Source organism: Pseudomonas sp. GW456-E7 (genome assembly GCF_059424105.1).
On record NZ_JBWKZB010000011.1, the window covers coordinates 83,905 to 97,764 of the forward strand.

The following is a 13,860-nucleotide window of genomic DNA, read 5'->3' on the forward strand; positions in this document are numbered from 1 at the left end:
AAAAAAAATCAGCCTTGCGACTAACTCTCGATGAGACTTTCCCGCGCCCCGTAAGCCAGACGCACCGGAGCAAAGGAGCGCCGGTGAATCGGGGTCGGGCCGAGACGGGCGAGCGCTTCCAGATGAACGGGCGTCGGATAGCCTTTATGCCCGCCAATGCCGTAACCCGGATAGATCAATTCGAACGCAGCCATTTCGCGATCGCGGCTGACCTTGGCCAGAATCGATGCGGCGGCGATGGCAGGAACCTTGCTATCGCCCTTCACCACAGCCTCGGAGCGCATTGGCAGTTTCGGGCAGCGGTTGCCGTCGATCATCGCCAGCTTCGGCTGGATGTGCAGCCCGGCGACGGCGCGCTGCATGGCCAGCATGGTGGCGTGGAGGATATTCAGTTCGTCGATTTCCTCGACTTCGGCGCGAGCGATGCACCAGCTCAGGGCTTTTTCGCAGATTTCGTCGTAGAGCTTTTCGCGACGGGCTTCGGTGAGTTTCTTCGAGTCGTTCAGGCCGAGGATCGGGCGGTTCGGATCAAGAATCACCGCCGCTGTCACTACCGCGCCACAGAGCGGGCCACGACCGACTTCATCGACGCCGGCAACCAATTCTTCGACTTCAGCGACCAAGGTAAAGTCCAGCCCCATCTGCATGTTCGTTTTACTCATTCTACTTGGCCGATCAGCTTCAGCACTGCGTCCGCAGCCTGGTTGGAGGCATCCAGACGCAGGGTCCGGTGAATTTCATCAAAACCACGGGTCTGCTCTTCCCCACCCTCGATCAAGGGTGACAAGGTCTGGGCCAGCGCTTCGACCGTGGCATCGTCCTGCAACAACTCGGGCACCAACAGACGCTGTGCCAACAAGTTCGGCAACGAAATGTAGGGGCTTTTCACCATGCGCTTGAGTATCCAGAACGTCAGCGGCGCCAGGCGATAGGCGACCACCATCGGCCGCTTGTACAGCAATGCTTCAAGCGTCGCGGTACCGGAGGCAATCAACACCGCATCGCACGCTGCCAGGGCCAGATGCGACTGCCCATCGAGCAGGGTTAGTGGCAGATCGCGACCAGCCAACAGCTCTTCAAGCTGTGCGCGACGTTGCGCACTGGCGCAAGGCATGACAAACCGCACACCCGGGCGCAACGCCCGCAGGCGCTGCGCGGTATCGAGAAACAACGCACCTAGCCGGCCAACTTCACCGCCACGGCTGCCTGGCATCAACGCCACCAGCGGCCCGTCAGGCAAACCGAGTTCAGCCCGCGCAGCCGCGCGATCGGCTTCGAGTGGAATGGCATCGGCCAGGGTATGGCCGACGAACCGCACCGGCACGCCTTTCTCTTCATAAAATTTGGCTTCGAACGGGAACAGCGTGAGCATCAGGTCGCAGCCTTCGCGAATCTTCAGCACGCGTTTCTGCCGCCAGGCCCACACCGACGGACTGACGTAATGCACGGTCTTGATACCGGCCTGACGCAGTTTGAGTTCGATATTGAGGTTGAAGTCCGGCGCATCGATACCGATGAACACATCGGGCTTCGCGGCGATCAGGTCGGCGACCAGCTTCTTGCGCCGCGCCAGCAACTCGCGCAACCGGCCCAGCACTTCCACCAGGCCCATGACGGACAGACGTTCCATCGGGAAATACGAGGTCAGGCCTTCAGCCTGCATCAACGGACCACCGACACCGATGAATTCGACGGCCGGGTGACGAGCCTTGAGCGCGCGCATGAGGCCCGCCCCCAGAATGTCACCGGAAGCCTCACCCGCTACCAGCGCAATACGCAGATTAGCCATGGTTAGCGGGTGATGCCGCGGGTCGAAGACTGGATGGAGTCACGGAACACCGCCACTTCCGGATACTGGGCGGACGGCTCTGCCAGTTCGGCGAGCGCCTGCTCCACGGTCAGGCCCTGGCGGTACACCACTTTGTAGGCACGACGCAGCGCGTGGATCGCATCTTCGCTGAACCCCCGACGGCGCATGCCCTCGAAGTTCATGCTGCGGGCTTCAGCAGGGTTGCCGAACACCGTGACGTAGGCTGGAACATCCTTGCCGATCGCCGTACCCATGCCGGAGAAGCTGTGGGCGCCAATGTGGCAATACTGGTGAACCAGGGTAAAACCGGAGAGGATCGCCCAGTCTTCCACATGCACATGGCCCGCCAGTGCGGTGTTGTTCACCAGGATGCAGTGGTTGCCAATCACGCTGTCGTGGCCGATGTGGGCATAGGCCATGATCAGGTTGTGATCGCCCAGGGTCGTTTCCGAACGATCCTGGATGGTGCCACGGTGGATCGTCACGCCTTCACGGATGACGTTGTGATCACCAATCACCAGGCGGGTTTCCTCGCCCTTGTACTTCAGGTCAGGCGTGTCCTCACCCACCGAGGAAAACTGGTAGATGCGATTGTGCTTGCCGATTCGGGTCGGGCCCTTGAGGATCACGTGCGGCCCGATGACTGTCCCCTCGCCGATTTCCACACCTGCGCCGACGATCGACCACGGGCCGACCTCGACGCCGTCAGCCAGAATGGCTGTCGGATCGATGATTGCACGAGGGTCAATCAAACTCATAGTTTGCGTTCCGCGCAGATGATTTCAGCGGAGCAGACCGGCTTGCCATCGACCGAAGCCTGGCATTCGAATTTCCAGATCTGACGCTTGCAGCTGATGAACTTGGCTTCAAGGATCAACTGATCGCCTGGCAGAACCGGCTGGCGGAAGCGCAGCTTGTCGGAACCGACGAAGTAATAGAGGGTGCCGTCGGCCGGTTTCACGTCGAGCATCTTGAAACCAAGGATCCCGGCAGCCTGAGCCATGGCTTCGATGATCAATACGCCCGGCATGATTGGATGCGCGGGGAAGTGGCCATTGAAGAACGGTTCGTTGATGCTGACATTCTTGTAGGCGCGAATGCGCTTGCCTTCAACATCCAGCTCCACTACCCGGTCCACCAGCAGGAACGGGTAACGGTGAGGCAGGTATTCGCGAATCTCGTTGATGTCCATCATTTCGGGGGGAAGCCTATGTAAAGATTGGGAGCGCGCGACTGACGCACGTTCCGCTAGCAAATCAAGGAGGCAGTCTAGCGGCTGTGCACACTTGATATGGAAATGGTATCAGCCATCTGATGAAGCATTACCGTCAGGGGTCACTTCCCCTACTTGCTTTTCCAGCTGTCGCAGGCGCCGCGCGATGTCATCGAGCTGACGGATGCGAGCCGCGCTTTTGCGCCATTCGGCTGCTGGCTGCATGGCCGTACCGGAAGAATAGGAACCCTTTTCGGTAATCGAGTGGGTCACCATGGTCATCCCGGTGATGAAAACGTTATCGCAAATTTCGATGTGCCCCACCAGCCCTACACCGCCAGCGAGCATGCAATGCTTGCCGATTTTGGTGCTGCCGGAAATCCCGACACAGGCCGCCATGGCGGTGTGATCACCGACCTGAACGTTGTGGGCGATCTGGATCTGGTTGTCGAGCTTCACACCATTACCGAGAATGGTATCGGCCAATGCGCCGCGATCGATAGCGGTATTCACGCCAATCTCGACATCATCACCGACCAGCACGCCACCGATCTGGGCAATTTTCTGCCAGACACCTTTCTCATTGGCAAAACCGAAGCCTTCGCCGCCGAGCACGGCACCTGACTGAATGACCACACGCTTGCCGATGCGCACGTCGTGGTACAGCGTGACCCGCGGGGCCAGCCAACCGCCTTCGCCGATTTCGCAACGGGCACCGATGAAGCAATGTGCACCGATGGTCACGCCGGCAGCAATACGTGCCGCGCTTTCGATCACCGCAAAGGCACCAATACTCGCAGCCGGGTCAACCACCGCGTCCTCGGCCACAACGGCTGTCGGGTGAATACCGGCAGCCGCTTTCGGCTTCGGATCGAACAGGTGGGAAACACGCGCGTAGGCCAGATACGGATCAGGCACCACCAGCGCATTACCGGCAAAACCTTGGGCATCAGCAGCCTTCAGCAACAGTGCTGCGGCCCGGCTGTCCGCCAGGTACTTACGGTATTGGGGGTTTGCGAGAAAGCTCAACTGAGCTGGGCCAGCCTCCTGCAAGGTGGCTAGCCCAGTAATTTCTCTCTCCGGGTCGCCACGTAGCGTGGCGCCGAGGAACTCGGCCAACTGGCCGAGCTTAATGGTCACGGTCATGGATTACTTCAGCTGATTCATGCGCTCGATAACCTGGCGAGTGATGTCGTACTGAGGCTTGACATCAATCACTGCGCCACGCTCGAAGACCAGGTCAAAAGCACCTTTCTTGATGACTTCTTCCACAGCGCTGTCCAGTTTCGGCTTGAGCTGCTTCAGCATTTCACGGTCGGCAACGGCTTTGGCTTCGTTCAGCTCCTTGGACTGGAACTGGAAGTCACGGGCCTTTTGCTTGAATTCAAGCTCCAGACGCTCGCGCTCGCCCTGCTGCATTTTGTCGCCACCGGCCATCAGGCGGTCCTGAATACCCTTGGCGCTGGTTTCCAGGGTCTTGAGCTTGGTCAGCTGAGGACCGAACTTCTTCTCGGCATCCACGGCGTATTTCTTGGCCGCGTCGGACTCCAGCAGAGCCATCTGATAGTTCAGAACTGCAATTTTCATGTCGGCAAATGCCGGACCAGCGACCAGGACGCTGGCCAGGAGAACCAATTGAGTCAACTTACGCACGATGCACTCCTACAAAATTCATTGTCGTTATCTTGGGTCAGACGCTTAGAACGTCTGGCCGAGGGAAAATTGGAACACTTGAGTCTCGGCGTCATCCGGTTTCTTGACCGGCATGGCCAATGCGAAACTCAAAGGACCCAGTGCAGTGACCCACGTCACACCTACACCAACAGAACTGGCCATATTGCTCAGGCTAATGTCGTTGCACTTGGTGTTGGACTTCGTGCCATCAGCGTTTGTGGTATCCGAGCACGTCGAATCGAACACGTTACCCACATCCCAGAATACCGAGGTACGCAGGGAGCGTTGATCTTTGATGAACGGCAGCGGGAACAGAACCTCCACACCGCCCTGGATCAGGACGTTACCACCGAACGGCAGTGGATCCTGGTCCGGGTCGAACGCTGTACCGGGGTTCTTGCCGGTACTTGGCGTACTGCGAGGACCCAGGGTGCTGTCCTTGAAGCCGCGTACCGAGTTGAAACCACCAGCATAGTAGTTTTCATAGAATGGCAAGCCGTCGGTCGAACCGTAACCATCGCCATAACCCAGCTCGGTGTGCAGGCGCATGGTGTAGTTCTCGCTCAATGGCTGGAACAACTGGCCACGGTAGTCGAGCTTGAAGAACGACAGGTCGCTGCCTGGAATCGTGGATTCCAGCACCAGGCTCTGGGAGTGACCACGGGTAGCGAGCACGCCCTTGTTCAGGGTGGACTCGGACCAACCGGCCGAAGCCTTGAAGTTCAGGTACTTGTCGCCTTCCTTGTTAACGAAGTCGAAGATCTCGTCAACGGTGTAGACGCCTGTCTTGATTTCGTCTTGTTGCGCATTCAGGCCGAAGGTCAGACGCGAAGTCTCGCTGATTGGATAACCGACACTCACACCGGCACCCAGGCTGTCTACGGCGTAGCTGGCGACGTCAGTATCGAGGTCATCGTAGTCAGTCGTGCGGTAGAAGGCGTTGTAACCCAGGCTCACGCCGTCGGCGGTCCAGTAGGGGTCGACGAAACCGAAGTTGTAGCGGGTCTGGTATTCGCTTTTGGTCAAGCCGACGCTGACCTTGTTACCGGTACCCAGGAAGTTGTTCTGGGTGATCGAACCACCGAGGATCAGGCCGGCACTCTGGGCGAAACCGACGCTGGCGGTAATCGAACCGGAGGCTTGCTCTTCAACGCTGTAGTTGACGTCCACCTGGTCATCGACACCCGGTACGGCCGGGGTTTCGACGTTGACTTCCTTGAAGAAGCCCAGACGCTCCAGACGGGTCTTGGATTGATCGATCAGGTAGGTCGAAGCCCAGCCGCCTTCCATCTGACGCATTTCACGACGCAGCACTTCGTCTTCGGACTTGGTGTTGCCACGGAAGTTGATGCGGTTCACGTAGGCACGCTTGCCTGGATCGACCGCGAACAGGATGTCCACGGTGTGATCTTCATCGTGCGGTTGAGGCACGCCGTTGACGTTGGCGAAGGTGTAGCCTTCGTTACCCAGGCGACGGGTGATCAGCTCGGAGGTGGTGGTCATCAGCTTGCGCGAGAACACCTGGCCTTTCTGCACCAGCAACAGGGACTTGATCTGGTCTTCAGGGACTTTCAGGTCACCGCTGAGCTTGACGTCACGAACAGTGTATTTTTCACCTTCGTTGACGTTGACGGTGATATAGACGTGTTTCTTGTCCGGCGTAATGGACACCTGGGTCGAAGCGATATCCATGTTGATATAGCCACGGTCCAGGTAGTAGGAACGCAGACGCTCCAGGTCACCGGACAGTTTTTCACGGGCGTACTTGTCATCGTTCTTGAAGAACGACAACCAGTTGGTGGTCTTGAGTTCGAAAAGGTCGATCAGGTCTTCATCGGGGAAGACCGTGTTGCCCACCACGTTGATGTGCTGGATAGCCGCAACGGTACCTTCGTTGATGTTGACCTTCAGGCCAACGCGGTTACGCGGCTGCGGCACCACTTCGGTGTCGACGGTAGCCGAGTAGCGACCCTGGGCGACGTACTGGCGCTGCAGTTCGTTACGCACACCTTCAAGGGTGGCACGCTGGAAGATCTCGCCTTCGGCCAGACCGGATTGCTTGAGGCCTTTCATCAGGTCTTCGGTAGAGATCGCCTTGTTGCCTTCGATCTCGATACTGGCGACCGACGGGCGCTCGACTACCGTGATGACCAGGACGTTGCCATCGCGGCCCAGCTGGATATCTTGAAAGAAACCGGTTTTGAACAACGCACGAGTGGATTCCACCAGGCGACGATCATCCGCCTGTTCACCGACGTTCAACGGCAAAGCACCAAAGACGCTACCCGCGGAGACCCGCTGGAGGCCATTGACGCGAATATCAGAGATAGTGAAGGACTCGGCGTGAACTTCGGCGATCATCAATACGGTGAGAACCGCAGTTAGCAGCAGACGTTTCATGAAGTCCTTTCTTATTCCAACTGGCAATAAACAAACTGCCGCAAAATGCGGCAGATTCGCAATTCAGCGACGTTACAGACGACCCAGATCATTAACCAGAGCAAGCAACATCACTCCGATCACCAAACTGATGCCGATCTGTATCCCCCAACCTTGCACCCGATCCGACAAGGGACGACCACGCGCCCACTCGATCAGATAAAACAACAAATGCCCCCCATCCAGCACAGGAATGGGCAGCAAATTCAGAACCCCCAGGCTAATACTCAGATAAGCAAGGAAATTCAGGAAATCAGCAACACCCGACTGGGCCGAAGCGCCCGCCACTTTAGCAATGGTTATCGGTCCACTCAAGTTTTTTACCGAGAGCTCGCCGAACAACATTTTCTTCAGTGAATCGAGGGTCAGCACGCTCATGGTCCAGGTACGCCGAGCCCCCTCGCCAATCGCTGCCAATGGTCCATAACTGACCTCGCGGATCATCTCCGGCGGCCAATCGACAGCCTTCACCCCTGCCCCCAGGTAGCCGCTGGGTGACTTGCTCTCGCCGCGAGCGGCAAGTGTCACCGGGACGTCGATTTGAGCACCGTCCCGCTCAACCCGAAGCATGATTTTGGTACCAGGATGCATACGGACGGTATCGACGACCTGTTGCCAGTCATCCAGCGTACGACCATCGAGCGCCAGCAACCGGTCACCGGTCTTCAGGCCGGCAGCCTGGGCCGGCCCCTTTGGATCGAGTTCGGCCAGAACAGGCGGCAATGCCGGGCGCCAAGGGCGAATCCCCAACGAATGAATGGGGTCGGGCTCGTCAGCCCCTTTGAGCCATTTATCCAGCGCAAGTTCACGTGGAGAGTCGGTCGTCGAGCCTTGCTCGCGAACCAATATCTGCAACGAGCCGCTTTCGCCCAGGCGGCGAACCAGTTGCAGATTCACCTCCGCCCAGCCGGAAGTCGCCTCACCATCGATGGCCACGATTTCCTGGCCGGGACTCAAACCCGCCTTGGCCGCGATGCTGCCGGACTCGACCGCCCCGATGACCGGACGCACCTGCTCGCTGCCGAGCATTGCCAATCCCCAGAAGAACACCAATGCCAGAAGGAAGTTGGCGATCGGCCCCGCCGCTACGATGGCAATGCGCTGACGAACGGATTTGCGATTGAAGGATTGACTGAGCTGATCGGGCGGCACTTCGCCTTCGCGCTCGTCGAGCATTTTCACGTAGCCGCCCAACGGGATGGCGGCAACGACAAATTCGGTGCCCTGCTTGTCGTGCCAGCGCAGCAAAGGCATGCCGAAGCCTACGGAGAAGCGCAGCACTTTGACCCCACAGCGACGCGCGACCCAGAAATGGCCGAACTCGTGGAAGGTAACCAGCACACCCAGAGCGACCAGGGTGCCGACAATCATATAGAGCGCGCTCATCTACTTTCTCCGCAATCCTATCCGCTGCTGCCTGGGTCGACTATCTGCAGCATTTACCGCCCGTGACGGCTCAACCATTGTCCGGCCAGCAATCGCGCTTTCGCGTCTGCCGTGAACACTGCCTCGAGATCATCCACTGCCACGACGGGCTCCAGACTCAGTACTTCCTCGATGATACTCGCGATTTCCGGGTAACGAACCCGCTCGTCGAGAAATGCCGCCACCGCCACTTCATTTGCCGCATTGAGCATGGCTGGCGCGCTATTACCCGCCTCGGCCGCCTGGCGAGCCAGGCGCAAACAAGGGAAACGCTCTTCATCGGGCGCCTGGAAGTCCAGCCGTGCAATGGCAAACAGATCCAGCGGCGCCACACCCGAGTCAATCCGCTCCGGCCAGGCCAGGGCATTGGCGATGGGCGTGCGCATGTCCGGATTACCCAACTGCGCCAGGACAGAACCATCGACGTAGTCGACGAGCGAATGAATCACGCTTTGCGGGTGAATCACTACCTCGACCTGGGATGGCTTGGCATCGAACAGCCAGCAGGCCTCGATCAGCTCAAGCCCCTTGTTCATCATACTGGCCGAGTCCACGGAGATCTTTCGCCCCATGGACCAATTCGGGTGAGCGCACGCCTGATCGGGAGAAACATGCGCCAGTTCAGCCAGTGGCGTCTGCCGGAACGGACCGCCGGAAGCCGTCAGCAAAATCCGGCGAACGCCGACCGCCTCGAGGCCACGGGCATAATCGTGCGGCATGCACTGGAAAATGGCGTTGTGCTCGCTATCGATCGGCAGCAATACCGAACCGCTCTTGCGCACCGCCTGCATGAACAGCGCGCCAGACATGACCAGCGCTTCTTTATTGGCCAGGAGGATCTTCTTGCCCGCCTCGACCGCCGCCAGCGTCGGGCGCAATCCCGCCGCACCGACGATGGCCGCCATGACCGTATCGACTTCCGGATCGGAAGCGACCTGACACAAACCTTCCTCACCCACCAGAACACGGGTTGGAAGACCCGCCGCGCGCAAATCATCCTGCAAGGTGCGGGCAGCCGCGACCTCGGGCACTACGGCAAATCGCGGGATATGGCGCACGCAGAGCGCCAGCAATTCACTCAAGCGAGTGAAGCCACTCAAGGCAAAGACCTGGTAACGATCAGGATGACGAGCGATGACGTCGAGCGTACTCAAGCCAATCGAACCGGTTGCCCCCAGAACGGTAATCTGTTGCGGGCGGCTCATGGGGCCGCCATCCACAACAGCACGGCGAACACTGGAATGGCCGCCGTCAGGCTGTCGATTCGATCCAGCACACCACCGTGACCCGGAAGCAGATTGCTGCTGTCCTTGATCCCCGACTGACGTTTGAACATGCTTTCAGTGAGGTCGCCCACCACCGAAATGAACACGATCAGCGCAGCACAGATCAGCCCTTTGAACAGCTGCGCCACCGTCCAGTCGCGCACCAGAGCAACGAGCGTGGTAATGACCAGGCTCAGCGCCAGACCACCGTACACGCCTTCCCAGCTTTTGCCCGGACTGACCTGCGGCGCGAGTTTACGCTTGCCGAAGGCACGACCGGAGAAGTAGGCACCGATATCGGCACCCCAGACCAGCACCATCACGGCCATGATCAGCCAGTTACCCAGCGGGTACTGCTTGATCTGCACCAGCCCCTGCCAGGCCGGCAGGAGAATCAACAGGCCGATCACCAGCCTGGTCGCCGCATTGGACCAATGCTCGCTCGAACGCGGATAAGTCAGCACCAGGTACGTCGCCACCGCCCACCACAGCACCGAAGCGCCCAATACCCAAGGCGCCAGCCCGGGCAGGATGTACATGACAAACAGCATCAAGGCGACCACAGCGGCAAAACCGACGCGGAACGCTTGACCGGCGAAACCCGCCAGACGCGCCCACTCCCATGCACCAAGGGTAACTACCAACCCGATGAACAGTGCAAAACCGGAACCTTCAAGCAGGAAAAACCCGCACAGGGCAATCGGCAGCAGGATCAGCGCGGTGATGATTCGTTGTTTAAGCATTAAACCCGGGCTCCAGCCTCGACCTGCTCGCTCGTTTTACCGAAGCGGCGCTGGCGGGAAGCGTAATCGGCCAGCGCATTGCGCATGGCATCGTGTTTGAAGTCCGGCCAGAACAGGTCGGAAAAATACAGCTCGGCATAGGCCAGCTGCCAGAGCAGGAAATTGCTGATGCGATGCTCGCCACCGGTACGGATACACAAGTCAGGCAACGGCAGATCACCTGTGGCCAGGCAGGTCTGCAGCAGATCAGGCGTAATGTCTTCCGGACGCAAATGTCCGGCCTGAACCTCTCGTGCCAGTCGTTGCGCCGCTTGCGCGATATCCCACTGACCGCCGTAATTGGCGGCGATCTGCAGGACAAAACGATTGGCGCCAGCCGTCATGGCCTCGGCTTCGCGCATGGCAGCCTGCAGCTCGGGATGAAAACGCGAGCGGTCACCAATGATGCGCAGGCTGATGTTGTTGTCGTTGAGGCGCTTGGCCTCACGACGCAGCGCCTTGAAGAACAGATCCATCAAGGCGCTGACCTCATCGGCGGGACGCTGCCAGTTCTCGCTGGAAAAGGCGAACAGGGTCAGCACCTCGACCTTGGCCTCGGCACAGACCTCAATGACCGCACGCACCGCATCCACGCCCGCTTTATGCCCGGCGACACCCGGCATAAAGCGTTTTTTCGCCCAGCGATTGTTACCATCCATGATGATCGCGACATGGCGCGGCACCGCGGACGGTGCAGTCTGCTTGGTCTTTTCCATGAAAACGCGACCCTTATACGGCCATCAGGTCTTTTTCTTTCTCCGCCAACTTAGCGTCGATTTCAGCTACGAACTTCTTGGTCAGATCGTCGATCTCGCCAGTGGCGCGACGCTCTTCGTCTTCGCTGATTTCCTTTTCCTTGACCAGATCCTTCAGCGAGCTGTTTGCATCGCGACGGATGTTGCGCACGGCAACACGGGCATCTTCCGCCACATCACGGGCCTGCTTGGTGAAACCGCGACGGGTTTCTTCGGTCAGGGCCGGCATGCTGATCAGCAGCAGCTCACCAAGGTTGGTCGGGTTCAGGTTCAGGCCTGCACTGCCGATTGCCTTGTCGACGGCGCCCAGCATGTTGCGCTCGAAGGCAACGACTTGCAGGGTACGGGCATCCTTGACAGTGATGTTGGCCACTTGCTTGATCGGGGTGTCGGAACCGTAGTACGGCACCATCACGCCTTCCAGGATGCTCGGGTGCGCTTGACCGGTACGAATGCGGCCGAAGTTGTGCGCCAGCGATTCCACGGACTTCTGCATGCGCTCTTTAGCGTCTTTCTTGATTTCGTTGATCATTGTTGGCCTTCCTCGATCAGGGTTCCTTCAGCGCCGCCATGCACGATGTTCAGCAGGGCGCCGGGCTTGTTCATGTTAAATACGCGTAGCGGCATCTTGTGGTCGCGGCACAGGCAAATGGCCGTCAGGTCCATCACACCCAGCTTGCGATCCAGCACTTCATCGTAAGTCAGATGATCGAACTTCTCGGCATGCGGGTCTTTGAACGGGTCAGCGGTGTAGACGCCGTCGACCTTGGTCGCCTTGAGCACGACATCGGCATCGATTTCGATTGCACGCAGGCAGGCAGCCGAATCCGTCGTAAAGAACGGGTTGCCGGTACCGGCCGCGAAAATCACCACGTCCTTGGAGTTCAAGTGGCGCATGGCCTTGCGGCGATCATAGTGATCAGTCACGCCAACCATGGAAATAGCGGACATCACGATGGCCGAGATGTTGGCGCGCTCAAGGGCGTCGCGCATGGCCAGGGCGTTCATCACAGTGGCCAGCATGCCCATGTGGTCGCCAGTGACCCGATCCATGCCAGCCTTGCTCAGCGCTTCACCGCGGAACAGGTTGCCACCACCGATAACCAGACCGACCTGTACACCGATGCCGACCAGTTGGCCAACTTCCAATGCCATGCGATCCAGAACTTTCGGATCGATCCCGAACTCTTCCGAGCCCATCAGGGCCTCGCCGCTGAGCTTGAGTAGAATGCGTTTATAGCGAGCCTGATAACCACTGCCCTGCTGAGCCATTGCGAATCTCTCCTGCGGCGTATTTTAAAAATTCTTTGCGAGCTGTTTACAGCTGGCGTTCACTCTAGCTTGGCGCTGCTTCAGCGCCATCGGAACATGGCTTTGTAAGCCAGTTCCAAAAGGAAACCAATAAAAATTGGTGCCCCATCTGAAAAGAGGCTGCGCGCGTGAGCGGGCAGCCTCTTCTGGGCGACAGTTAAAAAACCGTCTTATTGCTTGGCGGCAGCCAGCTGGGCAGCAACTTCTTCTGCGAAGTTGTCCACTGGCTTCTCGATGCCTTCGCCTACCTTGAAGTAAGTGAAGGAAACGATTTCAGCGCCGGCTTTCTTGGCCAGGGCGCCTACGGTCACTTCCGGGTTCATGACGAAAGCTTGCTCGACCAGGCTGGCTTCAGCCAGGAACTTGGTGATACGACCAGCAATCATCTTCTCGACGATTTCAGCTGGCTTGCCTTTCATCTTGTCTTCGTTCAGGGTCAGGAAAACGCCCTTCTCGCGCTCGATGGCTTCTGGCGAAACCTGCGATGGCAGCAGGAACTCAGGGTTGCTTGCCGCCACGTGCATGGCGATCTCTTTGGCCAGCTGAACATCGCCGCCCTTGAGAACAACAGCAACACCGATCTTGTTACCGTGCAGGTAGGTGCCGACAACGTCGCCCTCTACGCGCACCAGGCGACGGATGTTGACGTTTTCGCCAACTTTGGCAACCAGTGCTTCACGAGCCGATTCCTGAGCGGCGATCAGCGGAGCTGCGTCGGTCAGTTTTTCGTCGAAGGCTTTCTCTACGCTGGCAGCAACGAAGTTCTTGAAGTCGTCTTGCAGGGCCAGGAAGTCGGTCTGCGAGTTGACTTCCAGCAGCACGGCTGCCTTGTCGTCAGCCTTGATGGCGATAGCGCCTTCAGCGGCAACGTTGCCGGCTTTCTTGGCAGCCTTGATGGCGCCCGAAGCACGCATGTCATCAATGGCTTTCTCGATGTCGCCGCCAGCCTTGGTCAAGGCCTTTTTGCAGTCCATCATGCCTTCGCCAGTACGCTCGCGCAGTTCTTTGACCAACGCTGCAGTAATCTCTGCCATTTCAAAATCCTCTTGGATAGGTTTTCAACCATTCCACCCGATCGAACGGGCGATCAATTCTTCCCGAACCACCCTTGTTAGCTGCCGCACGTTACAGATAGAGCAGTGGGCGCCGACAAATGGTTTTCGAGGTGGCAAAAAGGGGGCCAAGC

14 protein-coding genes are annotated in these 13,860 nt (G+C 58.6%); all 14 read right to left on the reverse strand.

The features are described from left to right. Positions 1-20: 20 nt before the first annotated feature. A complete protein-coding gene (rnhB, locus tag AC07YV_RS10020; protein WP_146025348.1) occupies positions 21-647 on the reverse strand; it encodes a ribonuclease HII in 627 nt (208 codons plus the stop codon). An 11-nt stretch (positions 648-658) separates the two neighbouring features. Continuing rightward, on the reverse strand, positions 659-1,789 hold the full coding sequence (gene lpxB, locus AC07YV_RS10025) for a lipid-A-disaccharide synthase (RefSeq protein WP_007978372.1): 1,131 nt from the start codon (positions 1,787-1,789) through the stop codon (positions 659-661). A gap of 2 nt (positions 1,790-1,791) precedes the next feature. After that, positions 1,792-2,568 carry an acyl-ACP--UDP-N-acetylglucosamine O-acyltransferase gene (gene lpxA / locus AC07YV_RS10030; RefSeq protein WP_007978373.1) on the reverse strand — a complete coding sequence of 259 codons (777 nt, stop codon included), beginning with the start codon at positions 2,566-2,568 and terminating at the stop codon, positions 1,792-1,794. Further along, positions 2,565-3,005 carry a 3-hydroxyacyl-ACP dehydratase FabZ gene (gene fabZ / locus AC07YV_RS10035; RefSeq protein ID WP_007978374.1) on the reverse strand — a complete coding sequence of 147 codons (441 nt, stop codon included), beginning with the start codon at positions 3,003-3,005 and terminating at the stop codon, positions 2,565-2,567. Before fabZ ends, lpxA begins: the two co-directional genes overlap by 4 nt. Positions 3,006-3,113: 108 nt before the next feature. Continuing rightward, positions 3,114-4,169 carry a UDP-3-O-(3-hydroxymyristoyl)glucosamine N-acyltransferase gene (lpxD, locus tag AC07YV_RS10040; RefSeq protein ID WP_102699375.1) on the reverse strand — a complete coding sequence of 352 codons (1,056 nt, stop codon included), beginning with the start codon at positions 4,167-4,169 and terminating at the stop codon, positions 3,114-3,116. Positions 4,170-4,172: 3 nt separating this feature from the next. Next, positions 4,173-4,676, reverse strand: a complete 504-nt coding sequence (locus AC07YV_RS10045; protein WP_015093768.1) for an OmpH/Skp family outer membrane protein — start codon at positions 4,674-4,676, stop codon at positions 4,173-4,175. 45 nt (positions 4,677-4,721) lie between these two features. Then, positions 4,722-7,097 (reverse strand): outer membrane protein assembly factor BamA, encoded by a 2,376-nt coding sequence (gene bamA / locus AC07YV_RS10050; RefSeq protein ID WP_102699376.1) that lies wholly within the window; start codon positions 7,095-7,097, stop codon positions 4,722-4,724. 72 nt (positions 7,098-7,169) lie between these two features. Next, positions 7,170-8,522, reverse strand: coding sequence for a sigma E protease regulator RseP (gene rseP, locus AC07YV_RS10055; protein ID WP_102699377.1), 1,353 nt, complete (start codon positions 8,520-8,522; stop codon positions 7,170-7,172). 53 nt (positions 8,523-8,575) lie between these two features. Next, positions 8,576-9,766 (reverse strand): 1-deoxy-D-xylulose-5-phosphate reductoisomerase, encoded by a 1,191-nt coding sequence (gene ispC, locus AC07YV_RS10060; RefSeq protein ID WP_102699378.1) that lies wholly within the window; start codon positions 9,764-9,766, stop codon positions 8,576-8,578. Then, complete coding sequence (locus tag AC07YV_RS10065) at positions 9,763-10,569, reverse strand: phosphatidate cytidylyltransferase (protein ID WP_429391218.1); 807 nt, start codon at positions 10,567-10,569, stop codon at positions 9,763-9,765. Before AC07YV_RS10065 ends, ispC begins: the two co-directional genes overlap by 4 nt. Further along, the gene (gene uppS, locus AC07YV_RS10070) at positions 10,569-11,324 is read right to left on the reverse strand and encodes a polyprenyl diphosphate synthase (RefSeq protein WP_102699380.1); all 756 of its coding nucleotides are present in this window, start codon (positions 11,322-11,324) and stop codon (positions 10,569-10,571) included. The genes AC07YV_RS10065 and uppS overlap by 1 nt, the downstream gene beginning before the upstream one ends. 13 nt (positions 11,325-11,337) lie before the next feature. Then, positions 11,338-11,895 (reverse strand): ribosome recycling factor, encoded by a 558-nt coding sequence (gene frr / locus AC07YV_RS10075; RefSeq protein WP_007978385.1) that lies wholly within the window; start codon positions 11,893-11,895, stop codon positions 11,338-11,340. Continuing rightward, positions 11,892-12,635 (reverse strand): UMP kinase, encoded by a 744-nt coding sequence (gene pyrH / locus AC07YV_RS10080; RefSeq protein ID WP_003222124.1) that lies wholly within the window; start codon positions 12,633-12,635, stop codon positions 11,892-11,894. The genes frr and pyrH overlap by 4 nt, the downstream gene beginning before the upstream one ends. 209 nt (positions 12,636-12,844) lie before the next feature. Further along, positions 12,845-13,708: a translation elongation factor Ts gene (gene tsf / locus AC07YV_RS10085; protein ID WP_095965037.1), complete on the reverse strand. Its 864-nt coding sequence runs from the start codon at positions 13,706-13,708 to the stop codon at positions 12,845-12,847. Between the last annotated feature and the right edge of the window lie 152 nt (positions 13,709-13,860).

Excerpts from the sequence above, each read along its gene's own strand:
- rnhB (WP_146025348.1), bottom strand. The coding sequence starts at position 647 with ATGCAGATGGGGCTGGACTTTACCTTGGTCGCTGAAGTCGAAGAATTG.
- lpxB (WP_007978372.1), bottom strand. The coding sequence starts at position 1,789 with ATGGCTAATCTGCGTATTGCGCTGGTAGCGGGTGAGGCTTCCGGTGAC.
- lpxA (WP_007978373.1), bottom strand. The coding sequence starts at position 2,568 with ATGAGTTTGATTGACCCTCGTGCAATCATCGATCCGACAGCCATTCTG.
- fabZ (WP_007978374.1), bottom strand. The coding sequence starts at position 3,005 with ATGATGGACATCAACGAGATTCGCGAATACCTGCCTCACCGTTACCCG.
- lpxD (WP_102699375.1), bottom strand. The coding sequence starts at position 4,169 with ATGACCGTGACCATTAAGCTCGGCCAGTTGGCCGAGTTCCTCGGCGCC.
- bamA (WP_102699376.1), bottom strand. The coding sequence starts at position 7,097 with ATGAAACGTCTGCTGCTAACTGCGGTTCTCACCGTATTGATGATCGCC.
- rseP (WP_102699377.1), bottom strand. The coding sequence starts at position 8,522 with ATGAGCGCGCTCTATATGATTGTCGGCACCCTGGTCGCTCTGGGTGTG.
- ispC (WP_102699378.1), bottom strand. The coding sequence starts at position 9,766 with ATGAGCCGCCCGCAACAGATTACCGTTCTGGGGGCAACCGGTTCGATT.
- AC07YV_RS10065 (WP_429391218.1), bottom strand. The coding sequence starts at position 10,569 with ATGCTTAAACAACGAATCATCACCGCGCTGATCCTGCTGCCGATTGCC.
- uppS (WP_102699380.1), bottom strand. The coding sequence starts at position 11,324 with ATGGAAAAGACCAAGCAGACTGCACCGTCCGCGGTGCCGCGCCATGTC.
- frr (WP_007978385.1), bottom strand. The coding sequence starts at position 11,895 with ATGATCAACGAAATCAAGAAAGACGCTAAAGAGCGCATGCAGAAGTCC.
- pyrH (WP_003222124.1), bottom strand. The coding sequence starts at position 12,635 with ATGGCTCAGCAGGGCAGTGGTTATCAGGCTCGCTATAAACGCATTCTA.
- tsf (WP_095965037.1), bottom strand. The coding sequence starts at position 13,708 with ATGGCAGAGATTACTGCAGCGTTGGTCAAAGAACTGCGCGAGCGTACT.